A 25,755-nucleotide genomic window follows, 5' to 3' on the forward strand; every position below is an offset into this window, starting at 1 on the left:
ATTTTTATAGTAATCAGGCTGTTATTTAAAATTCAATTCCATACCTATTGACATAGACTTCATAATTGGATAGCGCATACCATTATTGACGCCTAGCTCCGGATCCCAAAGCTTAAAATCTGAAATAGTCAATAAATTATTCCCTCTTAAGAAAATACGTAGGTTTTTTATTTGAATGGGATTTATCCAGTTGGAAGGCATATTAAAACCCAGTTCAACATTTCGCAATCTCAAAAAACTCATATCTCGCAACCACCAGGTTGAGGCCATATTATTATTGGAACTTTGATAATCTGACAAACGGGGATAAAAAACATCTTGCCTTGGATCGGCTACTGTCCACCGGTCGGATACGTTATCAAACATATTTCCCATAGCACCATTGGAACTTCCAGGAATAAAATTAGATCCTCCGATAATACGGTCCGTCTTGGAAAGTCCTTGCATAAAGAAGCCAAAGTCAAAAGATTTATAGCGCACATTTGCTCCAAAACCGTATACAATCTGAGGATCTTCTGTACCTCCTATTGCAGTTCTGTCAAATGCATCAATTACACCATCATGGTTTAGGTCCACGTATTTAATATCTCCAGGACGAACAGGGCCAAAAGTATGTTTAGGAATATCACTTTTTAATTGTCCATTAGCGACATCGGCAAAATCCTGTTCCTCAAAAAGACCATCTGCCACCAAACCAAATAACTGTCCGATTGACTTCCCTGTCGAAGAACGCGATGTGCCAATTACTGCTGAAGGCTCATCTTGCTCAATGATTTTGTTATGTGCGTAAGTGAATGTACCTCTTACTGATAGAAATAAATCTGGATTTAATGCTTTACTAAATTCAACAGATGCATCTACTCCTTGATTATTCACTTTACCATAGTTTGCCCACGGCGCATTTGTAAATCCACTGGAGCCGGGTATAGACCGACGTTGCATAAAAATATTGCTGCGCTTTTCTGTAAAATAATCGATTTGAAAGTCAAGTGCATTCCACAACCCCAGTTCAAAACCTACATTGGTCTTTTGTACCGTCTCCCATGTCAAATCAAGATTTCCCTGATCCCCTTCAATTCTGCCCGATCGCCTGAAATCATTATTGATACCCCACGAATAACCCGTGGACTCATTAATGGTGGTAATATAAGCGAAGCGTCGACCATCCAGTTTATCATTTCCGACTAAACCGTAAGAACCTCTGAACTTAAGTTTATTGACCGTACTTCTCAGATGTTGCATCCATGTTTCTTCTGATAGATACCATCCCAATGCAAAAGAGGGGAAGAAACCAAACCTTTTACCAGGAGCAAAATTTTCAGATCCATTATAACCAAAATTGAACTCACCTATGTAGCGGTTAGCGTAGTTGTAGGAAAAACGACCTGCAATACCTTGATTACGGTAAGGCAACAGATCGCCATTATCGTAGTTTCGCTGATTATAGAGTACCATCCCCTCAACATTATGGTTTCCGAAATTTTGAACATAGTTGATTGCTCCTTCTAAATACATACTCTTATCTCCCCAGTCAGATCCTTTGCTGTAACCTAAGAACTCCTGCCCATAGCTATCTATAACAAGTTTCAAACGTCCTTCTTCATCTCTTCCTATGGCCGGATTGTAATAATCCGGATCTTTACTTCGTACTACAGAAGTGCTAGAATAACGATCGAAAGAAAAGAGACCTCTTGCTTTTAACCCTTTTAAAAAAAAGGACAAATCTTGTTCTATGGAAAATAAGGATTCAATTTTGCTATCACTTAATCTCTCATACCCGCGTTGCGTCGCTAGTGCCCACGGATTGGTACGTCCTGAGGTACGTGGTATTTCTCCGCTCGAGTAAATGGTTGGGTGGACGTATGGGGGAATTGTAAATGCCTCCTGAAAAAGAGCATCAACACTTTGAGGTGCACGATTGCGATCTTGAAGATAACCGCCAATATTCAACCGAAATAAAGTAGTCGGGCTGACATTTATATCCACATTGGAACGTACGTTGTACCGATTTAATTTGGAAGAAGAATCCCAATCCTGCTTCTTATCTCTTTCTATGATACCCCCTTCTCTATAAAATGAAGTAACTAAGGAATAACGCAGAATATCTGAACCGCCGTTGACACTTAAATTGCCCCGACTGTTTCCTGCTCTATCTTTTAAGATCTCATCCAACCAGTTGACATCTGGATACAGGTCTTTATCTACACCCTTGCGGATATTATCAATGCGCTCCTGTGAATACAGCCCTGTTTCACCACGTTCTTCACGGATACTGTTCATAACCTCTAGGTATTCTGCAGCTCCGACAAACTTTGGTAACTGAATGGGAGAAGTTAACCCTTCTTCAAATCGAAACGAAACATTGGGCTTACCCACTTTTCCTCTTTTTGTATTGACCAAGATGACGCCATTTGCTCCCCGAACACCGTAAACGGCACTGGCAGCAGCATCTTTAAGGACAGAGAATGATTCTATTTCTTCGGGATCCATATTATCCAATGATCGTTCGACGCCATCTACTAAAATTAAAGGATTCCGATTCCCGCCAAAGGTACTGATGCCTCTGATCCAAAAATTAGAATTATCATATCCTGGTTCTCCAGAACGTTGAACAGCAATCACTCCGGACAGCTGGCCAGCAAGATTATTGCTTAAAGAACGTGTTGTACCACTTTGTAAACGCTTTGGCTGTATGGTGGTAATGGCTCCTACTACTGAAGCTTTACGTTGGGTACCGAAACCAACAACAACAACTTCATCTAGCGCACTTACACTATCCTTTAAAACAATTCTGTACGAATTTCTATCTGTTAATTCAATCTGTTCAGGTGCATAACCGACCAAACGAACAGAAAGATAACTATCTGTAGGTGAAATACTTAAACTAAAGCGTCCGTTATCATCTGTAGATGTACTGCGGTTACTCACATTTCCAGTAACAGTAGCATTTGATAAGCGGTTACCACTTTCGGTCAATACCTGCCCTTCAATAATCCTATTCTGAATAGCCTGCTCAACTTTTGCTGATTTCTTTAGAATAATGGTGTAGTCTTTCATGACAAAAGATACATTCATTCCGGTAAACAATTTGTTCAGAATACTTTCTAACTTTTCATTGTGAAATGATAATTTTATTTTTTTATTTTCATCAATATCATTGGGTGAATAAACAAATTTAACACCCATCTTTCCATGAAGGTCATGCAACGCCTGCTTAATCGTTACATTATTAAATTCAATGGAAATTTCTTTTTGCAACGTTGCTTTCAGACGAGAACTCGTCGTAGTGATGCAGATGGTCAATAAGACCAGATACATCAGAATTCTGACACCCCGAATATTTTGTTTTGTTTGTTTTGGTTTCAATTGATTCATAAATTAGTTTATTAAAAAATTGGTGATTTTAATTGTTGACTGTTTATTTGACTGTTACATAGATGACTCCTTTCTTTTCTTTAAAATCAACACTATTTGTGAGTGCAATCATGTGAAGCACATCTTCGATCGTATTGTATCTTGTAAATATTCCGGTAAGTGTTTTAGTGCTTGTCTCTTCATTCATTTCAATCGATTTGCCGTACCAGGTACCGATTTCATCCATAACTTGTCTCAGTTTTTCATTTTCAAAATAAAACTCGCCTTTTCTCCATGAATCTATTTTAGCTTTGCTGCTTTGCGAAGAAATCATAATTTTAGGTTGTATTGCTTGAAGAAATGCTTTATCTCCAGGTTTAAGGATAACCGTACCCTCCGAATGATTATGTGCCAACTTGATGCTACCTTCTTTCAACAGTACGTTTTCTTCACCTGGTATAGTCGTCGAAACATGAAATTGTGTCCCCAAGACTTCAATGGTTTGTAGCTTAGTTCGGACAGTAAAAGGAACCCACTTATCTTGAGATTGTTGCTTAGAAACGTCAAAATCAACTTCCCCTACCGCCATCACTTCCCTTGAGTTTATCCCAAAATTGGACTGGAATGAAACGGAAGAATGTTTATTTAGGCTAACTTTCGTTTGGTCCTTTAAAATAACGGTAAACGGGGTTTCGGATGGATTATTAATTTCTATAAGTTCGACTTTTTGCGATCGCTCCATATGGGTCAGATCTAAGATATGTCCCTCTCCTTTTTTGTGAAGTGTAGTGCCTACTGGTAGTGAGTCGAGTAGATTAATGCGGTGCTCTCTGTTGAGGGTTAATTGAGGAAAATCACGAGCAGTATGTTTACTTCTACTTAAAGACATAATGGTGTCCTTTCCTTGATACAAGAATAAAGCACCTAATGAAAGAACAAACAATACGCTTGCTGCAACCGCTAACTGATAATGCTTTTTTCGATTGGAAATTTTAATTTTCCGAGCTATGGCGGCGTCAACTTGCTGCTTAATATCTTTATTAATGGATTCATAATCGATATGATCAAGATCGTGAATATCGAGACGGTCATATATTTTTTCAATTAGTTGATCCTCATTTTCTGAGGTTTTACCGGATAAATACTTATTAAAAATATTTATAATAAATACTCTAATTCTAGTTTTACTAGTGGACATATATAAAGTTTATAAGTTGGTCTTTATTATATGTCGTGATTTATAGCGAAACTCCCAAAAAATTAAAAAAATAAAAATAATATTTCCTTCAACTGGTTTTTCAACCATTTGGAGGCTGTTAATAATTGGTTTTGAACAGTTTTTGGAGAAACATTTAATATTTCGCCAATCTCCTTATTGTTCAAGTCATCAAAATATTTGAGTTTGAAAATTTCTCTTCTTTTCTTCGGCAGTTTATCAATCCAGTAATTTAGATGAACTTGAAGTTCCTCTTCTCTAAAATTATGATCTGCCTGATCCATACTTGCCATGTACTCAACAATCGTTTCTAGACTTTCTAGCTTTTTAGTCGATTTCCTAAACTGATCAATAATCTTGTACCGTATAGCTGTATATAGATAGTTACTTACCTGTTGAATTTCTTTTTCATGACGCTTGACCCATAAATCAATATAAACATCCTGCACAATCTCTTTACTGATCAATTCATCATTTAACCTTGAAAAAGCGTGCTGATATAAACCTTTCCAAGTTCTTTCATACAATACATTATAAGCATCCACGTCAGATCTTTTCACCAAAAGATATAATTCTTCTAAAGAATAGAGATTCTCAGTGTACATGATATGAATAAATAATGGGCCCTTAGTTTATAGTTGTTGCGGGCAAGATAACAAAATCCTATATCACTACAAGTGCTGGATAGTTTTTTATTTAATTTTTAATCCTTCATAAAAAAGGAGCATTATTTTTTTATTTGCTTTTCAATTCATGATAAAGCCCATAATCAACATATGCTGAAATTTAAAGACTGTAGCATATAATAAATCATTTTTACAGCATTCAGAGGAATGATTTAAAACCAACAGGAAAAAAGGATCATATAAAAAAAACCGTTTGGAACGACCAAACGGGTTTAAAAGAATAAACGAATAACTATAACTTTTTAATTTTCATGTATACACTCTTCGAATCGCTTCTTTGCTACATCTGGTATCTTATAATTTGTCTACAGGGAAATCCATTATTTTAAGCTTCATCATTATTTCAATGGATATCTTAAACTTTTATTGATGAACACTATTGAGGAACTTATTCGCCATAAACAATTTTACAGATATCAGGTACAGGAATAACTGTACTTTCTAAACTATTATTTTGCAATATTATAATAGTTTTATCGCGGTCGATATGTCTTTCAATGTATGTGATATAACCTGCCCAATCGCCAGAATGAGAAACTACTTTGCCGTATTTTTCTGAATTTTCGATGAACCATCCATACCCATATGCTGTAGCTTGCCCTGTGGAAGTGTCATGGGAAGAAAATACCAACTTCTTATCATTATCGTCAATCAACTGATCGGTATATAATGCCCTATCCCATTTCAAAAGATCTTCAGTTGTTGAATTTACCATTCCATCTCCAACGACTCCATCGAGAAAAACTTCATAATTTTCGTTTCCTAATTCATCTGGAAGTATTTTTCTTTTCAAACTGTCGGAATAAATATATCCCTCGGCGTAATTCTCAATTTGCATTGGTTCGTATCTTCGCTGATATATAAACGTCCTATTCATACCGAGTGGCATAAAAATATTTTGTTTTAAAAAATCATTAAAAGAAGATTTACTGACACGTTCAATAACTGTAGCTAATACTAAATATCCGGTATCACTGTACTCCCATTTTTCATTTGGCTGAAATTCTCTTTCCGGCTTAACCTGTTCAAATAATTTAAGAATACTGGCATTGGTTGCGATATCATTCTTGTTCCAATATTTTACAGCTAGCGTCATATAATCAGGGAGGCCACTGGTATGAACTAATAAATGATGTAAGGTAATTCCTTTATATGCGGCAAGTTCTGGAACATACTTAGAAACCTCGTCCGAATAGGATAATTTTCCTTGCTTCTGAAGTAGTATAATCGCCATTGCTGTAAATTGTTTAGAAACTGATGCGAGTTCAAAAGCAGTATCATGATCAATTTTTCTTTTTGATTTTTCGTCGGCCAAACCGAAACTTTCCTGATAAAGAATCTTACCTTTTTCAGCGACAAGGACATTACCATGGAAGGCATTGCTACGATGTAAACTGTCTAGTAGATGGTTAAGCTGTATATGTCGAGTATCTTCTTGTGCAAGGCAGAGCTGCGAAAATAAAGTGAATATAATTACACCCATAAATTTAACTTGGTTATTCATAAAATAATTTAAAATTATTACGATCAAAAATACTATTTTTAAATAAAGTAAAATAATTTTCCCAATTAAATATTTTCATTGCTAAAAAAACCGTTTGAAGACACATCAGACTCCAAACGGCTTAAAAGATATTCGATTGATAACTTTTGCTTATAAACGCAGACGCCCCTAGCACCTCTTCGAGATCAGCACCAAAAAAAATCGCATTCTCAAATTATGTTTTTCGTTCTTTTCTCTTCTTTGGAATGTAAATACAATCTTTATGCTCGACATATTCAATTTTATATTCGAATAGAAGTTGAACAGTAATCATTAATTATCCTTCAAAATCGCCGCAGTCGTGCTCTTTAAAAAGTGGTAAAGCTTTTTTAATTGTGAAATACTTGGCTATTCTTTTATTTTTTAATGCTAAGTTATGGCCTTCTAATACCAGCTCATAAACAGGTGCTTTATCTATTTTTGTTAAAATATACGTGCGTTCTGATGTTTTTAAAGTTGTTTTATTTCCTTCGATAGAAGCAACGAAATCATCAATTTCAAAAGTGTCTTTATCATCACAGACATTGGTCCATATCATTTTATTCTTTGTGATGGATAAATTCGCTAAATCGCATGAATAACAGTTCCCGGAGAATTCTATACCGTATTTCACATACACATTTGTACTTGTGCTATCCAATACATCAATAGGGATTAAGGTTGAAAGATCAGTCGGAAGATCCACTTTAGTTACCGTATTTTTTCGAGGAACAGGCGCAGCGGCTGTATCTACTTTTGGAACTATATCAGTAGATTTATCCCCTTTCTTTTCGGCAACTGGTGAACAAGAAGCGAGTAGAGCCATCGCAAAAGAGAAGTTGATGATTACATTTTTCATGTGTATTGAATAATTTTAAAGTCTTTCATTTATCTTTTTTAAAATTGTCTAAAATATGCCCTTCAATAAATCCCTGCTTTCGGCCATATTAAGCCAATTTGAATAGTAATATCTTTGCTAAAAGACACAAAAAATGAAAACATTATATCCATTCGTCATATCCACCCTAGTTGTTACTTTTGTGGGATGTAATCCGTCTCCTCAAGCAACTGAAACTAGTAAAGAGACCACTGAAGTTACGAAGAAAATCATTACATTAACTGACTTCAAAAAGATAAAAGGTGTAGATAATATACAGGATGTACCCTTTCAATTATTTACCAAACTAGATTCTGTTCATTTTTTTATGGCTCCAAGCAAAGATGCTGATCACCTAAAAGTAGCTAAAAATAAACTCGATAATTATTACGGATTTGAGGAGTTTGATGATTTTTACGCGATCCATTTTAGCATTGATAATAACATTTCGAATAGCATTGAAGCTTTTGTTCTGAAGTCAGAATTCACAGCCTCATTTGATCTGACCTTAGAAGGTAAAGATCTTTATGAGATCAGAAGCAGCTTATTGAAAAAGGATCAAGACTTTAAAAATAAATCATTCTATAAATTCGGGACAATAGCAGAGGTCTCAGCACAAGAATTTAAAACAGCTTCTAAAAATCGAATCGATGAGGTCTTAGTGAAAAATCCGAAAGTAAAACTGAAAGATGGCAACTGGGTGTATACAGAAAATGGAAAAGAAATCGTGATTGTACAACATGAGAATGTCTCCACAGAAGAAGGGATGTTATCCAATGAATATATCGGGCAATCTCCCTCCCTGAATTTAGAAGTTTTCAAAGAAAACTCTCCTGAAGTATACGATTTGTACTACTCGTTTTATAATATAAAACCCGAAGTTAGTTTTAGAACATTTACTGGTGGTTATCCACAGATTATTCCAGGTAAAAATTGGATTTCTTATGTCAATTCTAACAATGACGTAGGAAGTGATTTTGCTATTAACAAATACGCGGAGCAAGTTTCTGATCAAGAAAACCTGCTGTATATTAATTTTACCAATTTCAAAATTGCAGATCATAAAAAAGCTTTTTGGGTGGATAACGACACTTTTTATGCTGAAGTATTCCCGACAAATTCAGCCCCAGCGAAGGGTAAAAACCAAAAGACAGCTTACCTAAAAATTCAGTTGAAGCCTAATCTATTTTAGGTAAGAATATATAACTGCTATTTTCTGATCAGCAGCAGTTGATCACCATTTTTCACCATATTAAAGGACATAACTTTTGATATGGTGAAAACCTCTGTTGGGGCTTCGCATGTTCCAGATCGTGCAATGCTATCAATCTGCATTTCAATTTGATCTGCTTTGGTGAAATAGTATCTTCCAAATATTTTTGTGAAACAATCATTGCCACATTCCCAACTATCATAACTTTTGAATCTTTCTTCATCGAGAAAGTCTACTGCGTAAAAATTGAAAATAAGTGCCGTATCTATTCTTTTTGATAAGCGATAGGTTGTATCACCATCTATCGTGACAAGCCCTCCTTCCTGAATGATCCAGTTGGTATTATTAAGATCGTTAGGGAAATTGCTTTTCTTTCTTTCAGCATCTACACAACTTAGAATCGTTATTGTCAGCAAGAGGCTAAAAAATGTGAAGGCAGCAGTTTTTTTCATTGTCGCTTTATTTTTTTTTAATAAACAAACTCTTTCAAGTACAATCATTGCCAAAATTTGTTTGACCTTTTCACGATCTTTAGAACAAATCCAGGTATTCTTTCTTTAATGATCTCTTTTGGATCGCTTCAATGAAAGCACTAAAACTGTCCGACACAAGTTCTGTTTCTTCAAACTCAGGTTCTTGACCATAATAGATTTTCCCAAAATTTTCTTCTGAAACATGAAGAGCAAAATAGGCATAACCTTTTTTAACAGATAGAATAATAGGTACATGTTGATTCCAAAAATTCTTTACCACTTGTTGATTTTCAACATCTCCATCAAAAGCGTCTAAGGACAGAATTTCAAATTCATTCCATTGGAAATCATTTTCATCATTTGTCTCATTAAAATCTGTAATGCTGTTAAACCATGTTGTATCGGAGTGGTTCGTGAGCAAGGAGTATGTTTTTAAAAAAGCAAGATAATCATCCGGCAGGTTCGAATATCGTGTCTGAAATCTTTTATTTAAATTTTCATGATCAGAATCCTTCGTAATAAAATGTAGGTCTTTACTTAATACGTTCATATTTTCGTTTTCAGATGTTTAAATTTTTGCAAAGAAATTAAAGGTCTGCTCAGCTATAAGTTTTGGATTGGTAGCTGCTATACCATCGATCCGGTCTTCATACAACTGGATATTTATTAATTTAACATCATTAGGTATTTTATAAATTTCATCTTTGGTATAATTATACCCCTTCACATCAGCGCTTTCCTTGCCTGAATATTTTTTAATCTCTACATAATACCGCAATGTGATGGTATTACCCTTTTGTTCTCCTCTTTCAAAACGAATTTTTCTAACCTGATGAACAGCATGGCCACTGGAACTGATGTTGCCCTGCATCCGAAATTTAAGAGTTTCAGCATTTTTATAGAGCATGTAAATAAGAGGAACTAGGCGTTCTGTGACTTCCTTACGGCTCACATAAGTTTGTATTGCACCAGTTTCTGGAATTTCTTTTGATACCCGCTTTGGTTCGGTGTAAATAGTAGAAATCTGCAATTTCTGAACATTTGTTTTACAACCGAATAATGCTAAAAATGAACTTAAAACTGCCAAATATCTCACTTTCTTATTCCTACTAAATCTTTGAATTAAAGATAACAAATGATACCGTTTGAAAATATCCCCGATACTGGTAGTTTTTAGAGTTTTAACTTTTTTTCCAACAACCTATTTATACATCCACTTTAATGATCACAGTATAACGATTGCTACCTGAGCACCTAAATTCTCTAATTCTTTAACGCTGCTGTGTATCCATTTTTTAGGACCTTTGTGATACAATATACGAGCTTCCTTACTCATTTGAAGCGCTTCAGCACCCGACAATCGGTACTTCGCTTTTAATAAGGAGACTATTTTCATTTTATTCGGACCGATATCTGTGATATACACCTCAGCCTCCTGCCAATCCGAATCGCTGATCATTTCATTTTGCTCCTCTTCTGCCATCTCTGGCATCTCCAGCACATTTTGATAAACTTCATCCCAAAATTCATTGCCTGAAATACTAAATTCCGTTAATAATGAAAGTAGGCCATTTTTATCATACCGTAGCTCAAAAATGGTTCGTAAAACATTTTGAAAAGTATCAATGTTATCCGCCACTTTAATAGGTTTCCATTTTCCTGCACCATGGAAGGCAAAATAAACGGGAAAATTTTCTTCTGAATCGTTAAAATCGATAAAAAAAGGGTCTGCAAAATAATTACTGGCAATGACTAGCCAACTTTCCTTGAAATCTCCTTCCTTTTCGCCAATCAAGCTTTTGGATGCAATCGTATTAAAAGCGTATCCATCTTGGAATGCCAGCAGTTGATCTACTACTGGAAAGTTTTCCGGGAGACAGAGATTTTCAATCGAATACGTTTGATTCCAAAAATTTAATAAGGAAGGAAACTGACCAATTTGCTCTATGAGGCGCTTATTTTCACTTTCAAAAGCCACCTGCTGTTCCGCTGTTAATTCGTTTTCCTGTTTATCTTCGTTATCAAAAGGAAATTTTCGTTGCATCCAATGCAGTAAATCTCGATCTAATATTTTAAAATATTTTTCTTCCAGGGTGCCATAAGAAGTAAGATATACCTTTTTGTCCTCGTCATTTTTAGAAATTACAGCCACTTGTCCTCCAGAATCATCGGCCACAGGAATATAATAGGGTAAATACGTCTCAAACTGATGGGTTGTAAAGCGTTCTTTAATAGCCTCCTCATCTTGAAAAACACGTATGCTATCAGACACGATTTCAGAATTAAATTTCTTCTGAAATATTTTAATAAAGTTCTGCCAGTGATTGGGTAATTTCATATGCCTATTAATTCAGTTGACTTTTCGCATCGTGCAGTATTTTTTCAGCGTTCCGTCTTATCTCTTTGGGTAATAACTTAAAATTTGCATCTCTTTCTTCTCGATACTGATCTTCTTCCTGAAAAGGAATCCAACCGGTAATCTTTGATTTTAAGAATGTTTTTCCGCCCCCATTTGTGTAAACGATAACTTTCAGCGGTTTAGCATCTAAACCATCTGATTCTTGAAAATAAGTAAGGTAAAACTCAGGAAAACCATCCTTATCTGCATCTCCAACTTCACAGTAATTGATGAGATAGATCGGTTGTGCCAATCCTACAGCAAAATCTTTAAAGGTAATTTTTGAAATTAATCCGCCATGATCTTCCAGAAAAATTCCTGCGTGCAGATCCTTGGGGTTATCGTTAAGATATGCGGCCTGTGCAGCTTTGCTTTCGTTTAAAAACCAAACATAACTTCCGCGGTTGGGAACAAATGATTGAACAACCATTACCGGATTTCCGGGCAATGGATTTCCAAGATCTTCAATTATTTCATTGAATTTTTGATCAGAAGGAAAATACACTCCTGTACGTATCTGCGCAAAAGAGGATAAACTTAAAACACAAGCAACAAGTGCTAACAGCATTCTGAAAATCATAAATATCGTATTTGGAGTTTATTATTAATTTTCTTTGTATTCTTTTCCAGAACAAATGTCAATATAGTAATAAATAGTTTGCTCTGCATTCAATTTAACCGTAACCAGTCCATCCGAATTAATGGATTGATAGGCTTTTGATCCAATGTATTGTATATTTTTATTATCGTAAAGTGCATACAATCCACCCTGTTCTTTTTGAAGCGCATAGATCTGATTTTCAGTATTCAAAACCGATATTTCATGATATTCAGGCTTTATCTCCCATATATGTTGGCGTCGATTCCACAAGCCTTTAGTGCGAAATTGTTGTTCGTCTTCAATCGGAATAATATATAAATCACCCATGCCTTCGTATGAATTTATTTTCCCAAATTTCCAATTTTTATCCATGTATCTATTTGGTAAAATCATCTTTCTATCGGGCCAGACCAAATTTCCTACTTGATCCATGACCTTAAAATTATACGTATCAATGGTATCAACGACAGTTCCTTTGGTATCAATATATAGCCAATCGAACGCCCAAATAGCATGATCATAATTAAAAACACCCAATAGAAAATAAGGTGAATTAGTTATTGAATACACTAGGGTAGTTTTTCTTATGAAATCGATCTGTTTAGCTGTTGCCTTTGTGATTTCCTTTGGAAATACCTTTTCATATTGTGGAAACGGATAAACAGCATTGGTTTCGCTATCTAATAGTAGTTTAGGAACTTCAGGTGTATAACGTTCTTTATTAATTTCATTGAGCACGATTGTTTCTTTCTCAAATTGCATTGAAAGTGTTTCGACACCTTCCAATCCGTTGTGAATTGGTTTTTTATGGTTGAGTTCATAAAGGGAAAAACCTGCATTAGAAGCTTTAATAAAGCGTTTATTTTCAAGCAATTCAGTGATATTATGTTCAATTTTATTCAAGCGATTTTTTTTGATTTCATACAGGGTACCATTCCAAAAGATGTGGTTTTCATCTACTGGGATAAAATTTAAATAGTAACTGTCGTCCAAATATGGAACATCCTTATGAAGTAAAATTTGCTTAGTTTCTACTACTCCTATTTCAATGTTGTGGTAGTTTTTTTCTTTTTGGATTCCACCCCCCAGAATATTCCATTCCCATTTCCAGATCGGCATCTTCTTGACATATTCCAGTTCTCTTTTGTAAAAAGTTAAACCATTTATAACGTTTAAGTTGATTTCGCTGGCTGAAAAATCCAAAACTATTTTTCCATTTTCGTCTATGGCCGCATATTCATTCTTGTCATTTTCAACAATTGCAAAACCTGTCGGTGTCAATAGGGAGGCCGTACGGAATTTTTGATTTGTGACAGCTTTCAAACTTGTTTTATCTACATAGATAAAATCATTTTGCTTCGTTAAAAAAGGAACACTTTTTATGGTCTTCTTTTTTAAAAGGACATCAGGAGAATTGTCCTTTTTTTCTTGTGTACAAGCTGTGATTGAAGTCAACATAAATAGGATACTAAAAGCTATAGTTTTCATGCTTAATAATTTTATTCATCTTATCCATCAATATTAGATAGAATATAAGATGAATACTATCCCAGTTATCAGCTATATTTTAGCATATTATATGGTTTCCAATTGGATTTTAAAAAGACAAATAACTTAGACACTCTCCTATTTCTTGAAGCTTATGTTTAGAGATTGACAGTGCGTATAAATGATCTTCCTTTATCAGACATGTCGATAAATATTATTAAATTAGTTTATTTAGACGAATTACCGGATAATTAAAGTTTATCTAACATCACGGTTATAAAAAAATGAAGGAATTAATTGAACTTTCGAACAAAGAAATTACCATCAGCAGAAATGAGTTTCTGAAATTAAAAGGTAGCATTGATACAAATTTGTATTATATTGAAAGTGGAAGTTTGCGCATTTTTGTTTTAGACGAATCTGAAGAACAAACGATTAGATTTGGTTACAAAAACAATTTAATCGTTTCGTTGGACTCTTTTTTAACAGATAAACCTTCTGATTTATTTATACAAGCTATAAAAAAGACGGTCGTAAAAGTAATTACAAAAACGCAAATTGAACAATTTTTGGAGGTAGAGAAAAACAGAATTTTATGGATCAAAATTTTAGAAAATTTGGTCATCCAACAAATGGAACGCGAAGTCGATATCTTAACAAATTCGCCTAAAGAAAGATATTTACGCGTTTTAAAACGAAGTCCGCAACTTTTTCAGGAAATCTCGAATAGACACATCGCGAATTACCTAAGAATGAGTCCTGAAACTTTATCCCGATTAAAAAAGTCTTGACTTCAATCAAGATTTATCAGAAATGCTTTTTAGAACTTTGCATAAAATATAAAGTTATGCAATCAGAAATATTAATAGAGAAGCTTTTAGAGCAAACACGGCTGTTTATAAATCAAGCAGAACGACTAAAGACCAATGATCTGCATTCCCTAACATGGAAAGAGAATGAAATGTCCTGGAATATTTTAGAATGTTTAGAGCATTTGAATCTTTATGGCAATTATTATTTACCACTGATAGATACTAAAATAAAAAATGCTAAATGCAAATCTGAATTTGATTTTAAAAGCGGTCTATTAGGAAATTACTTTGCCAAAAGTATGTTACCCAAAGAAAAACTCAACAGAATAAAAACATTTAAAGACAAAAACCCACTAAATAAACATTTGGATAGCACAGTTGTTGATCAATTTATAGCTCAACAAATCAACTTAATGGATCTGTTAAACCGATCTAAAAATGTGAGCTTGAACAAAGTGAAAATTGAAACCTCAATTTCAAATCTGATCAAACTAAAACTCGGTGATACTTTTCAGTTTTTTATTAATCACATCATCAGGCATTTAAAACAAATTGATTGTATACAAGAAAAAATGAAAAAGAGCTGAACTCATCTAACCGATAAACTATAAATGCTGGAACCACATTATTGAGGGATAAAAGGCCCTAAGCGTACCTGAATAATACACTATTCAAGCTAGTACGGAAACCCCTATCGACTTTAAATCACTGAAATTGGATACCTTAGGAGTCGTTAAAATTAATTTAGTATTTAAAACAACAAAAATGCCGTTATTTTAAAATAACGGCATATCGGTTTAAATTGTAAATCACTTTTGAAAATACCTTGACTTCTGACAGGATTTTCTTCTATATTTTATATTAAAACTTACTTCGACCATTCAAATGGCTTAGTACAAGGATCACACTCAAATTTCAAAACCTTACCTAAACTTTGTGCTTTTCTACCTTTTTTTACGAACACATAAGCCAGATCTAAATATTCTTCCACTTCCTTTCCACTTTCATCCCTTCCTTTTAATATGACAGAATAGTATTTTCCATCGCTATCTTTTTTATAAAACACCTCATTAACAGTAACTTTTTTAGGTGTTTCATTATCGCAGCAACTGCACCACAAAATCACAATTGGTTCTTTTTTAAGGTATACGACTGCCGCTTCTGCTTGCTTCTGTGTTAAAGCCTGAAGTTGATCTGCTCGCGAAAAAAAAGCAGTACATAACAATACAAAAAGTAAAATGGTCTTTTTCATATGGATTAATTTTATGGAATTCGATAAGCAAATACTATGCCTTTTGACATATTAACGATGGAATAATACGGAAATTGTTAGTATATCTAACCCGATATTTATTAATAAATAACTTCAATTTTTAGCTAACCGACGACCTCCTTAATTAGTAAGTGCATTGTTTTCCAGAAGATTTTCAGTAGTCAATAACATTCCTTAGAGACGAACAATGATATTCCTCTATCTCACATTATCATCACATAAACCTACTCAGGTATTTTTTCTGTTAAAATTTCATTATCGGCCATGTCATAATACTTGCATGTCATGGAATGCAGCGAAACAGTCCATTTTTTCACACCGGTCTCCGCACAATGTTTGCAAAAAGTGAAGTAATCAGTCTCCCCTTTTTGGTGTATCTTTAAATAATCCCTAAATTTTAATGGATCACAGACTGCCTTAATTTCTAAATTCGCATACGAGGGTTTTGAAACGGTCTTAAATTCATTTTCACCGATATACTCGGTGTGACTATCTCGTACCCAAGTCTCGAATGCTATTACACCTAACTTTTTTATTTCTTGAATATAGTTAGGAAAATCTGCTCCGGATTTAACTTTGCTATGCGCTTCCTCGATGTGCTCTATTGTAAACATCTTATTTGTATATTATTTTCTGTTATTATTGTTCATATATATTAAAATTCATAATTTGAAGCTACAAACTACTTTTTCAAAGGGCCTATGTCTTTGTAAGTGTTGATAAGCAGTCCCGTGGGAGTTGCTTTAGAGCTTACAAATGCAAATTCGCGCGCGGTTATACCGTCTCCTAACAATCGTTTACCCTGACCAAGCAAAACAGGATAGGTAATCAATACTATCTCATCTGCAAGTCCAGAATCTAACAATGTTGATGTTAACGTGGAGCTTCCTACAATAATCAGATCAGGTCCAGTTGTTGCCTTAAGCGCTGTAATTGACTTTAGCACATCTGTACCCAGGTCTTCTACTGGCCCCCAACTCAAACTCTCCGGTCTGTGTGTTGCAATATATTTAGTAGCTGAATTGATTGCAGTGGCCATTGGAAAATCTCCAGCATTGGGCCAAAATCTACTGAATATGTCATAGGTAGTACGTCCAAGGAGTAGGTCAAAATTTGGTCCATATGCTTCAAAAAGAAGTGCCGCACCAGCTGGGCTTCGGTATGCTGTCGTCCACGCCCCGTACTCATAATCGCCGTCATGTTCGATCACACCATCAAGCGAAATATGTTCAAAAATTCGAATCTTTCTCATGTCTTTTCAATTTGGTCAATGATTAATCAAAATTAACATATACGAGTTATGCGATCAGGGTGTATTTGCGACAATACAAGGGGGCTTTTAGCCATTCCTTTTGTATTTTTTCACAAGAAACTGATCAGTTGTCTATAACAATCTACTTACAAACTCTTTATCCAATTCTTCATGATACTTAATACCTCGGGCGAAATTGTTTCTTCAATAGTAACATATTCATTCACTTGACCTGTTTTGGCATGTTGAAACAAATGATTCAGCCCGGGCATTGCGATCACTTTAAAATTTTTATTTCCTGCTTTGGTAAGCAACGTCTTAAACCCAGAAAGGTTTTCCTGAGCCGATACCTGCACATCTTTTTCGCCGTTCAAGGCTAATACAGGTATCTTAATTTTTGTTAAAGTGGTTGCTGGATCATACTTCAAAAAGGATCTCATCCAGGGCAGAAAGAATCTTGCCGCAAATTCATCAATATTATTATAAGCCTGCGGTCCTGTATAACCAAGCTTAGCCAGAAATGCCTCAGGCTGGCTATTGAGCCATGCTTTCATTTTCTTTGCAAATATTGGCTTGAGTTCCTCATTGTCTGAATAAGTCGCCGAAAGATCAAATAACATATTCAACAGACTGTCAAATCTACTAACCTCTTCCGTATTTAATCCGAGCTGTTCATAATTACTCTTCAACTGCATCGCCATTAATTCCCGGCCTTTAATACCTACTCCTGCCAAACTAACGATGAAGGCTACATCTTTAGACTGCACAGCTGCCATAGGGCCGATAATACCACCTTCGCTATGTCCTATAAGGCCTATTTTTTTGCTATCAATCCCCTGATGTGCCTTCAAGTATTCCATACCGACCAGCACGTCTCCCGCAAAATCCAATGATGTCGCATTCATCACCTCACCTGTAGTTTCTCCAACACCGCGATCATCAACACGTAATACAGCAATACCATTTCTACTCAGATAATCAGCAATGACCCAAAAAGGTTTATGTCCAAACAAAGTTTCATCACGATCTTGCTGCCCAGATCCTGTAATTAAAATAACAGCGGGTACTTGCTTATTCGTATCGGGTAAAGTGAGAGTAGCACCGTATTGAATTGATTTATCGGCATTGTAGTAAATAACTTTTTCTTCCTTGTAAGGGAAAGGAGCCTTGGGCATCTGTGGCCGCTTAATCTCAAATTCCTTTGCAACTCTTTTTAAAACCAATGGTAGTGCGCCTCCTTGCTTCCACTCGCCAGCCAGTTCAGTTCTACCTGATTTAAATGCACCATAGAAACCTCCGCCTATTTGAGCTGAAAAAGCAGTTACACTGTCATTTGTAACCTTTAATTCAGAAACCTTCAATCCCATAGCACCTTGATCTGGGCTATCAAAAACGGCAACGTACTTATTTGTTAAGCTATCTTTCGATATTCTTAGAAATATACGGATATTTTCTATTTTGCCCTCCCATACTGTTTTAGAGGGCAGATCTTGCGCTGCCAATTGATTTATAAAGCACGTAGCTGTTAAGAAAGTGAGAAGTAATTTTAATTTCATAAAGAGGGTGATTGGTATTATAATCAAATATAACTATTTACTTTAAGGGATACGCTCTTTATAATAGCCAACATATGTATCAGTATTTATGATGTCTGTAGACTTAAACGGATAAGTATCCCATAGGACACAAGTAAAATATAAAATTGCTAAAGCATTTCCTTATGTGCCATAAGATAAGCTAATGCTTCTTTTACTGCCTGCTGGCTACTTTTCGGATTAAATCCTAATTCATTTCTTGCTTTGGAAATATCAAAATCTTGCTGCAATCCAGAAAACATGGCGATTTCTTTAGTTGTAATTAAGGGAGGTCTTCCACTTAGCTTTGCTGCAAACTGCATCAATCCGGCAATACCATATAGTATGAACTTCGGGACAGAAACGGGAATACGCAGGTTAAGTTCAGGATAGAGCTTTTGTGCAAGTTTTGTCGTTTCCGTAATACTCATGCATCTTTCATTAGTGAGGATATACCGCTCTCCAGACCTACCTTTCTCTGCAGCCAGATAACAACCTTCGGCGACATCTTTAACATCAACCCAATTGAGTGCAATATGGGTGTCCATGGGAATCTTCTTGTTTAAGATTAACCTCAATACGGCATAGGATACATTCAGCGGAAGTAAGGATTCGCTGCCTATCATTGCTCCAGGCATAACGGAAACCAATTCAACACCTAACTCCTTTGCTAGCTTAAAAGCAAGCTTTTCGCCGTCATTTTTAGAGTTGTAATAGGCATCTCTCCGGTCGGGATTGTAACCGTTACTTTCTTTTGTTGGCGTATGTTTATAGTTCAAAGCAGCTATGGAACTTACATATACAATTTTAGAAACACCAGCTTCTGCAGCTGCTTCTATGGTATTACGAATACCTTGCATATTCACATCGTAGATTTCTTTCTGTGGATCTTTAGCCCATAGTTTAAATGCGGCCCCCACGGCATAGAAAGTATCAACACCCTGCAATGCTCTTTTAAATGATTCCTTGTCTGTAATATCTGCCTGAACGACTTCACAATCCAGATTGTTGAAGTAATCTAGATTTCTAATATTACGAACGGACGCTCTAACGCGAAAACCTTTATTTATTAATAATCTTACTAAGTTGTTTCCCAAATGCCCGTTTGCTCCGGATACCAATACCAAATCTTTAGTTTTCATGTTCATTGATTTTAAATGATAAAGCAAAGTTCTGCCTTATTCATTTTAAACCACTCCACAAATGTTACTTAATGATCTTTTTACGGATACGGCTCAAACTTTTAGGGTTCATTCCTAAAAAAGAAGCGATATATTGCATCGGAACGTGATGAAGTATTTCCGGTTGTTCGTTCATTAGTTTTAAATACCGCTGCTCTGCCGTCAGTGTTGCCAACTCCCTGGATCTTTTTTCATTGTACGATAACGATTGCTGAAAAACATAGATGCTAAAGTCTTTGAATGATGGTGTCTGCTGTATTAAAAGATCTAGATCAGATCTGGTAATACGTAAAAGCTCGCATTCGGTGATGCATTCAAGATTTTCGTCTGATCGGGTCTGATTGCTAAAATTTATATAAGATGTGATAAACCCGGGAGGGCAGTTGATATGAGTCGTCACTTCATCACCCTTTTCATTATAATGAAACAAACGTACAAAGCCTGATACCACAAAATATAGATAAACTGGAACCTTTCCTTCCTCTTCGATAATACAATTTTTAGGATAAAGAACAGGTTCCATAAAACGCCTGCATAATTCTTTTTCCTGATCGGAAAGGATAACATGCTTGGTGATAAGCTCAATAAACTTGGCGTGCATGGGTTAAAATTTAATAATGATCTGTACTTTTTCGAAAATTACTTTTTACAAGAAAATTGTTTTACTAATTTTCTACTGCTAAATCCATAATTTTCTTATGCATTACCGCAACGCTAATTTACGGATAAGAAGTAATAATGTTATACTATGGTCCGTTTATATTCGCTGACGTAACCATCGTATCTTCATTATTAGCGGCGGCTGAAATAATATCCACGCACCTTGTTACCCCGTACTATTTTGCGAAACAGCACCAATCGTCTTTGATTGAATCTGCCAAAGTGATGCAACAGTACGAATAGAAGCACCGGAATACTGATCCAGCACAATACACCGAAGACGATCTTCAAAGCCGCCAGCATGGCATTGAGCTGCGAGGCCGGATACATCGCTATCCCATTGGAAAAATCACCGATATCCATATAGAGCGCACTGTCATAAAGACTCTGCCATTGCCCTTGATAGGAAGCCCAATTTAATATAGCTGCACCAAGTGCTGTTGCTACAAATGTTCTGACTATGATCAATACCCCCACAATACCGAGAAGCTCATCCATATTCAGACCAGAACCGGCATAGAACCAGATTCCAATATAGAGTATTCCCATCCCTAGCCCCTTTAAGAACATCGGAAAATAAAGATATTCCATATTCATCTGTGGCTGTATGAGCAGATACATCATCAGGCTATGAATAAAGAACACCAGAAATCCCGAAGCAATAAAATACTTCAGTAACCATTTATGCTTAAAACTCATATACCCATAAATACCGGCCAATATGATTCCAGGAATCATCCATAGATTCAGCTCCGAATTTAATAGATTATTATAGCCCAGTGCTCCTACTGTATATTGCGACAGCAAAGTAGAAGTCGCCAAATATATCCCCATCAGCAACAGCAGCAACATACTGTACCAGATGTTGACTCTTGCGGTGAACAGTTCAAATTTGACTAATTTACGTTTTGCTCCCTTTTGCCTATAAATTACGATTGCTATAAGTAGTAGACATAGCAGAATAGACACGATTATATAAGGAGAATTAAACCAGCCCTGTTGTTTCATAAAGGTAAGTGCAAAATCCAAACTCAAGGCTGCAATAGCGAGTAAACCTAAAGAAAGCCAATCAATCTGTGATAAGGGCATCCGAAAAGAGAACCGTTGATTGTGCTGAAAGATCAATGAAAGCGCCGCAATGACCAGCATAACAGCAGACATCAGAAAATAGGGCGCCTGCCAGCTTCCGTCAAACACGACGTCGGCCATGAGGTAAGCTGATAACTGAGACAGACAGATCGAAAGCGGATAAAACATCGCGTAGAATTTACCGCGATCTTCAGTAGGCGTCAGGATGACCATCATGACCAATAAAAGCTCTATAAAAGGAAAAGTTTTAAAAAAACCAATAAAGAAACCTGCAATAATAACGACCAAAGGATTGTCAGTCGTACCAATACAGTACGATAACAGAGCAAGAACAATCGAACAAAACACAATGATTTCCTTAGAGCGGAAACGCATTTTCACCCGCAGACTAAAGATAATAGCTACTCCCATTCCGATTGTAGTAGCATTACTTGCCATCGCCATATATTCCGTATAGGTCGCTAGCGCCCCTGAGATATCGGTAATACTATTGCTGTAAACGCTATTGATACTGAGTACCGGGATCAGAAAAATAAAAATGAGCAATAACATGAGCGGTTTGGGGACCCAGGTTGCAAACAATCCTTTATTATACATTATCTTAAAGTAACCTCCACATTCATTCCTGCACGCAACAGTTTTAAGTCCTCGGTTTTATTTTCCGAAGTAAATTCTATTCTTACAGGTATTCTTTGCTGTACCTTTACAAAATTACCGGTGGAGTTATCCAAAGGTACTGCCGCATACCGCGCACCTGTCGCGCCTGAGATCGCCGTGATTTTCCCGACAAACTCCTTTCCCCCCAAAGCGTCTACCTGAATGGTCGCTAAAGCTCCGATCATAACATTCTCCATCTGCTTCTCCCGATAATTGGCCGTGATCCAAATGTTATTACTGTCTACGATAGTGGCTACCTGCTGACTTGGACTCAACAGCTGTCCAATATTGATCGTCCTTCTTCCCATGATACCATCATGAGGCGCTGTGATAACCGTATATGAAAGATTGAGCTTAGCCATATTTAATGCATTTTCAGCACGTTTGATCTCTGCATCGTTCATTCCTAAACGGGACTGTACCTCAGTCACCGTAAGTACCGAAGTACCTTGCGCATTGGCTACAGCTTGGTATTGCGAAGATACCGCCTCCAGAACAGCACTACTCGCTTCATATTCCGTTTTCACCTGGTCGAATTGTTGACGGGTTACTGCCTCGTCTTTCAAAAGATTTTTATAACGGTTAAAATTCTGTTCCGCATTCCACAATCTAGCTTTTGCCGAAGCAATGTTGGCCTGAGCGGCATCGCTGTTGGATTGTGCTGTACCGATATTATTAGTTGCTGTTCTGACCGAATTAGCCGTAACATGCTTAGATGCAAGTGCCGATAAATAGGCGGCTTCCGCCTGTCCCAGTTGAGTCTGAATCTCACTATCATCCAATATAAGTAAAGTATCTCCCTTTTTTACGTACTGATGCTCGATGAAACGAATATCTTTGATATAGGCCGATACCCGCGTATTGATCGGGTTAATATAGGATTCGACCTGTGCTGCATTGGTAAAACGGTTATTACCGATATTGAAATAGGCGTGGATCACCCAATAGAGTCCTGCCAATACCACTAATAACACCAACATGCTGACGATCGTTCCTCTGTTCTTTTTTTTAGGCATTCTCTGTTTTACTTTACTTGATTTAACACCTGTATTTTCTACCGAATCTGTGCCTTGATTCTGATCTTGATTTTGTGACATATTTTTTATCTACTTCGATGGAGTTAGCTTCCAGTTCTTACATTTTCCCGCTTTCTTTCAATAATTTGTAATACGCAAACACGATATTGATTTCCGAGTTGGTGTACTGCAGTTCAGCATCCAACTTCGCATTGCTTGCATCGATCATATCAAGCAGAATGGCTAGCTGGTTATTGTATTTACTTTCCATGATTCTGTAATTCTCCTCTGTCAGATCTTTATTTTTTGCCAATGTTGAGTTCTGGCTACGTGTTTCATTATATTTTATGTAGGCGGCATTAACCGCAACTTCGATCATTTTTTCTGTTTCATTTTCCTGCGCTTTAGCTTTCTCTAATTCATATCTGTTAGTCTGTATCTTTTTCGAAGATTTATAGAGCGAACTGATATCATAGCTTAATGACAAACCTACATTCCAACCATTTGAGTACATATCCAGGGCGGGCGATGTTGTCGTAATTGGTCTTTGCAATTTATTACCTGCAAAAGCGGCTAAAGTGGGCATACGTTCGGTCTTTGTTATCTTCGTTGCTGTTTCGGATAGTTCAACACCCTTTTTACTCATGAGAACTGAGGGGTGCTGATCAATATCGTTTTGATAGAACGCTAAAGGAGATGCTTCCAAATTGGTCTGCAATAGCTTTTCATCTGCCAGGAGCTGTATTCCTTCAGGAAGACCCAAGGCAACCAAGAGCTGTTTATTCAAGATCTGCACATTATTCTCGATCACCTGTAAAGCCAGGTTTAGATTGGAGATCTGCAGTTCACCACGGATCACATCATTTCGAGTGACCATACCTTCTTTATAAAACCGGCTGATATTCTGTAAACGTTGCTCGGCCAATTGAATATTTTTACGATATACGGAAGCCTGGTTTTGCAACTTATACAAGTCCAAATAGTAGCCCAAGGCTAGCAACTTGATATTCTGCTCGTTAAACTGATAATTCAGGGTTGCGAGATCTTCTTGTAGCGATTTGGCTTCGATAGTATGTTTGACCATACCACCCTTCCAGATTAACTGAGTCGCTTCCAAGGCATAGTTATTGCCAAAATGTGGCATCTTGACCGTCGTCGAATTGGAAAAATCTTTATCAAGTAGGACACCGTCACCGATATAAAGGGCGCTGGCGCTTACATTAAGATCAGGTAGCTGTAAATTTTTAGCGACCTCTACGTTCTGTTTTGCTATTTTTATACCTGCTTTGGAAACTGACAAAGTTGGATTGTTTTCCAGAACCAAAGAAAAGAGTTCTTCAACGGTGAGCTTTTTTTGAGTAGCTTCCTGAGCAAATAGTAAGGAGTCTGAAAAAAGCAATCCGATTACCAAAAACAGATAACTGAATGGTTTTATTTTCATTGTGTGCGATACATTTTAGAATTTCACAGCACAAAAGTCGTAAAAAACAACCCCAACAAAAAGGTTGAAAGCGGGGCAAAAGAAGTCCAAATAGTATCAAAACAAGGTAACCTCGTGTTTATTCCGGTAATTTTTGGGACTTAATCCCGTATGCTTTTTAAAAAATTTACCAAAAGCATACTGATCCGAGAAGTTCAATTCCTCGGCAATCCTTGTAATGGTATCCTTTGAACTGAATAGTAAAGTTTTAGCCTCATTGAGTAAGGCTGTAGCAATGAATACAGAGGGTGCTATATCGGTAATTTCCTTAACGCAAATCGAAAGGTACTTGATCGAGATGTTGAGTTTTTTGGCATAAAAATCTAACTCTTTTTCTGTTTTATAATAATCTGTAGCCAATTCAAGAAACTGCAAGGTGATTTCCTCTTTCCGTGCATTTCGCTTTCGGTCAAATTGAAGCTGGATTTCTAATGAATCCATCAATTTATAGGTTATGGTGGAAAATATAGAGAGGATGATCTGTTCGTGAAAGAAAGATTGCCGATTCTCCATATCAGTCTGATAAATCATAAGTTCCACCAAACCTGTTAACTGGTCAAAAATCACTTTATCTGGATTGAAGATGTTTTGATTTTTCTCCGCATTGATGATCCGGTACACATCGTACCGGCTAAAGTTAAAATGAATCTTTTCCCTGATAGTCTCCCGATTATAGATCAGCATGTATATTTTAAGGTCATCGGTATAATGGCTCAATTTATAGCTGTTATGCGAGGATATCAATAGAACATGATCTTCCACATAAGAAACAGATTGGTTATTGATCTCCAAATGAATGGATCCACTTCTGATAAAAATCATGCTAAAATTAGCGGGCCTCAGGATATGGCCCATCTTAGCATTTTCAAAAAAGTCTTTTTCATTTAGTATTCTTATCAATGACATCAGCAAACTCTTTAAGTACTAAAAGAC

General features: G+C 36.2%; 24 protein-coding genes. 3 read left to right on the forward strand and 21 right to left on the reverse strand.

What is annotated here, in order from left to right:
• Nucleotides 1-21 precede the first annotated feature (21 nt).
• The 5 genes from ACFS6I_RS01630 to ACFS6I_RS01650 form a co-directional block, all read right to left on the reverse strand.
• Nucleotides 22-3,375, reverse strand: a complete 3,354-nt coding sequence (locus ACFS6I_RS01630) for a SusC/RagA family TonB-linked outer membrane protein (RefSeq protein WP_380917715.1) — start codon at nucleotides 3,373-3,375, stop codon at nucleotides 22-24.
• Nucleotides 3,376-3,418: 43 nt separating this feature from the next.
• Nucleotides 3,419-4,552, reverse strand: a complete 1,134-nt coding sequence (locus ACFS6I_RS01635) for a FecR family protein (RefSeq protein ID WP_380917717.1) — start codon at nucleotides 4,550-4,552, stop codon at nucleotides 3,419-3,421.
• A gap of 62 nt (nucleotides 4,553-4,614) precedes the next feature.
• Complete coding sequence (locus ACFS6I_RS01640; RefSeq protein ID WP_380917719.1) at nucleotides 4,615-5,175, reverse strand: RNA polymerase sigma factor; 561 nt, start codon at nucleotides 5,173-5,175, stop codon at nucleotides 4,615-4,617.
• 469 nt (nucleotides 5,176-5,644) lie between these two features.
• The gene (locus ACFS6I_RS01645) at nucleotides 5,645-6,760 is read right to left on the reverse strand and encodes a serine hydrolase domain-containing protein (RefSeq protein ID WP_380917721.1); all 1,116 of its coding nucleotides are present in this window, start codon (nucleotides 6,758-6,760) and stop codon (nucleotides 5,645-5,647) included.
• 316 nt (nucleotides 6,761-7,076) lie between these two features.
• Nucleotides 7,077-7,637, reverse strand: a complete 561-nt coding sequence (locus ACFS6I_RS01650; protein WP_380917723.1) for a hypothetical protein — start codon at nucleotides 7,635-7,637, stop codon at nucleotides 7,077-7,079.
• Between the two features lie 133 nt (nucleotides 7,638-7,770).
• On the opposite strand from ACFS6I_RS01650, the gene ACFS6I_RS01655 reads away from it, so the two are divergent.
• Nucleotides 7,771-8,847 carry a hypothetical protein gene (locus ACFS6I_RS01655; RefSeq protein WP_380917725.1) on the forward strand — a complete coding sequence of 359 codons (1,077 nt, stop codon included), beginning with the start codon at nucleotides 7,771-7,773 and terminating at the stop codon, nucleotides 8,845-8,847.
• 17 nt (nucleotides 8,848-8,864) lie between these two features.
• Here ACFS6I_RS01655 and ACFS6I_RS01660 read toward each other — a convergent pair whose 3' ends face one another.
• The 6 genes from ACFS6I_RS01660 to ACFS6I_RS01685 form a co-directional block, all read right to left on the reverse strand.
• On the reverse strand, nucleotides 8,865-9,320 hold the full coding sequence (locus tag ACFS6I_RS01660; RefSeq protein ID WP_380917727.1) for a hypothetical protein: 456 nt from the start codon (nucleotides 9,318-9,320) through the stop codon (nucleotides 8,865-8,867).
• A gap of 79 nt (nucleotides 9,321-9,399) precedes the next feature.
• On the reverse strand, nucleotides 9,400-9,891 hold the full coding sequence (locus ACFS6I_RS01665) for an SMI1/KNR4 family protein (RefSeq protein ID WP_380917729.1): 492 nt from the start codon (nucleotides 9,889-9,891) through the stop codon (nucleotides 9,400-9,402).
• Between the two features lie 18 nt (nucleotides 9,892-9,909).
• On the reverse strand, nucleotides 9,910-10,428 hold the full coding sequence (locus ACFS6I_RS01670; protein ID WP_380917731.1) for a hypothetical protein: 519 nt from the start codon (nucleotides 10,426-10,428) through the stop codon (nucleotides 9,910-9,912).
• A gap of 138 nt (nucleotides 10,429-10,566) precedes the next feature.
• Nucleotides 10,567-11,679 (reverse strand): SMI1/KNR4 family protein, encoded by a 1,113-nt coding sequence (locus tag ACFS6I_RS01675; protein WP_380917733.1) that lies wholly within the window; start codon nucleotides 11,677-11,679, stop codon nucleotides 10,567-10,569.
• A 7-nt stretch (nucleotides 11,680-11,686) separates the two neighbouring features.
• Nucleotides 11,687-12,319 (reverse strand): hypothetical protein, encoded by a 633-nt coding sequence (locus ACFS6I_RS01680; RefSeq protein ID WP_380917735.1) that lies wholly within the window; start codon nucleotides 12,317-12,319, stop codon nucleotides 11,687-11,689.
• A gap of 24 nt (nucleotides 12,320-12,343) precedes the next feature.
• Entirely contained in the window at nucleotides 12,344-13,828 is a 1,485-nt protein-coding gene (locus ACFS6I_RS01685; RefSeq protein WP_380917737.1) for a hypothetical protein, read from the reverse strand.
• A 284-nt stretch (nucleotides 13,829-14,112) separates the two neighbouring features.
• On the opposite strand from ACFS6I_RS01685, the gene ACFS6I_RS01690 reads away from it, so the two are divergent.
• Nucleotides 14,113-14,619: a Crp/Fnr family transcriptional regulator gene (locus ACFS6I_RS01690; protein ID WP_380917739.1), complete on the forward strand. Its 507-nt coding sequence runs from the start codon at nucleotides 14,113-14,115 to the stop codon at nucleotides 14,617-14,619.
• A gap of 56 nt (nucleotides 14,620-14,675) precedes the next feature.
• On the forward strand, nucleotides 14,676-15,227 hold the full coding sequence (locus tag ACFS6I_RS01695) for a DinB family protein (RefSeq protein WP_380917741.1): 552 nt from the start codon (nucleotides 14,676-14,678) through the stop codon (nucleotides 15,225-15,227).
• A 281-nt stretch (nucleotides 15,228-15,508) separates the two neighbouring features.
• On the opposite strand, the gene ACFS6I_RS01700 is transcribed toward ACFS6I_RS01695, so the two are convergent.
• The 10 genes from ACFS6I_RS01700 to ACFS6I_RS01745 form a co-directional block, all read right to left on the reverse strand.
• Complete coding sequence (locus ACFS6I_RS01700; RefSeq protein WP_132845616.1) at nucleotides 15,509-15,892, reverse strand: hypothetical protein; 384 nt, start codon at nucleotides 15,890-15,892, stop codon at nucleotides 15,509-15,511.
• Nucleotides 15,893-16,137: 245 nt separating this feature from the next.
• Nucleotides 16,138-16,527, reverse strand: coding sequence for a DUF1398 domain-containing protein (locus ACFS6I_RS01705; RefSeq protein ID WP_380917744.1), 390 nt, complete (start codon nucleotides 16,525-16,527; stop codon nucleotides 16,138-16,140).
• A 68-nt stretch (nucleotides 16,528-16,595) separates the two neighbouring features.
• The gene (locus ACFS6I_RS01710) at nucleotides 16,596-17,165 is read right to left on the reverse strand and encodes a dihydrofolate reductase family protein (protein WP_380917746.1); all 570 of its coding nucleotides are present in this window, start codon (nucleotides 17,163-17,165) and stop codon (nucleotides 16,596-16,598) included.
• Between the two features lie 146 nt (nucleotides 17,166-17,311).
• A complete protein-coding gene (locus ACFS6I_RS01715) occupies nucleotides 17,312-18,721 on the reverse strand; it encodes an alpha/beta hydrolase family protein (protein ID WP_380917748.1) in 1,410 nt (469 codons plus the stop codon).
• Between the two features lie 149 nt (nucleotides 18,722-18,870).
• Nucleotides 18,871-19,881, reverse strand: coding sequence for an NAD-dependent epimerase/dehydratase family protein (locus ACFS6I_RS01720; RefSeq protein WP_380917750.1), 1,011 nt, complete (start codon nucleotides 19,879-19,881; stop codon nucleotides 18,871-18,873).
• Nucleotides 19,882-19,945: 64 nt separating this feature from the next.
• Nucleotides 19,946-20,521 carry a Crp/Fnr family transcriptional regulator gene (locus tag ACFS6I_RS01725; RefSeq protein WP_380917752.1) on the reverse strand — a complete coding sequence of 192 codons (576 nt, stop codon included), beginning with the start codon at nucleotides 20,519-20,521 and terminating at the stop codon, nucleotides 19,946-19,948.
• Nucleotides 20,522-20,712: 191 nt separating this feature from the next.
• Entirely contained in the window at nucleotides 20,713-22,266 is a 1,554-nt protein-coding gene (locus ACFS6I_RS01730) for a hypothetical protein (RefSeq protein ID WP_380917754.1), read from the reverse strand.
• The gene (locus ACFS6I_RS01735) at nucleotides 22,266-23,423 is read right to left on the reverse strand and encodes an HlyD family secretion protein (protein WP_380917756.1); all 1,158 of its coding nucleotides are present in this window, start codon (nucleotides 23,421-23,423) and stop codon (nucleotides 22,266-22,268) included. Before ACFS6I_RS01735 ends, ACFS6I_RS01730 begins: the two co-directional genes overlap by 1 nt.
• Nucleotides 23,424-23,460: 37 nt before the next feature.
• Nucleotides 23,461-24,783: a TolC family protein gene (locus ACFS6I_RS01740; protein WP_380917758.1), complete on the reverse strand. Its 1,323-nt coding sequence runs from the start codon at nucleotides 24,781-24,783 to the stop codon at nucleotides 23,461-23,463.
• Between the two features lie 96 nt (nucleotides 24,784-24,879).
• On the reverse strand, nucleotides 24,880-25,728 hold the full coding sequence (locus tag ACFS6I_RS01745; protein WP_132771129.1) for a helix-turn-helix domain-containing protein: 849 nt from the start codon (nucleotides 25,726-25,728) through the stop codon (nucleotides 24,880-24,882).
• Between the last annotated feature and the right edge of the window lie 27 nt (nucleotides 25,729-25,755).

The sequence above is a fragment of the Sphingobacterium anhuiense genome (assembly GCF_042686355.1).
Taxonomy (GTDB): domain Bacteria; phylum Bacteroidota; class Bacteroidia; order Sphingobacteriales; family Sphingobacteriaceae; genus Sphingobacterium; species Sphingobacterium anhuiense.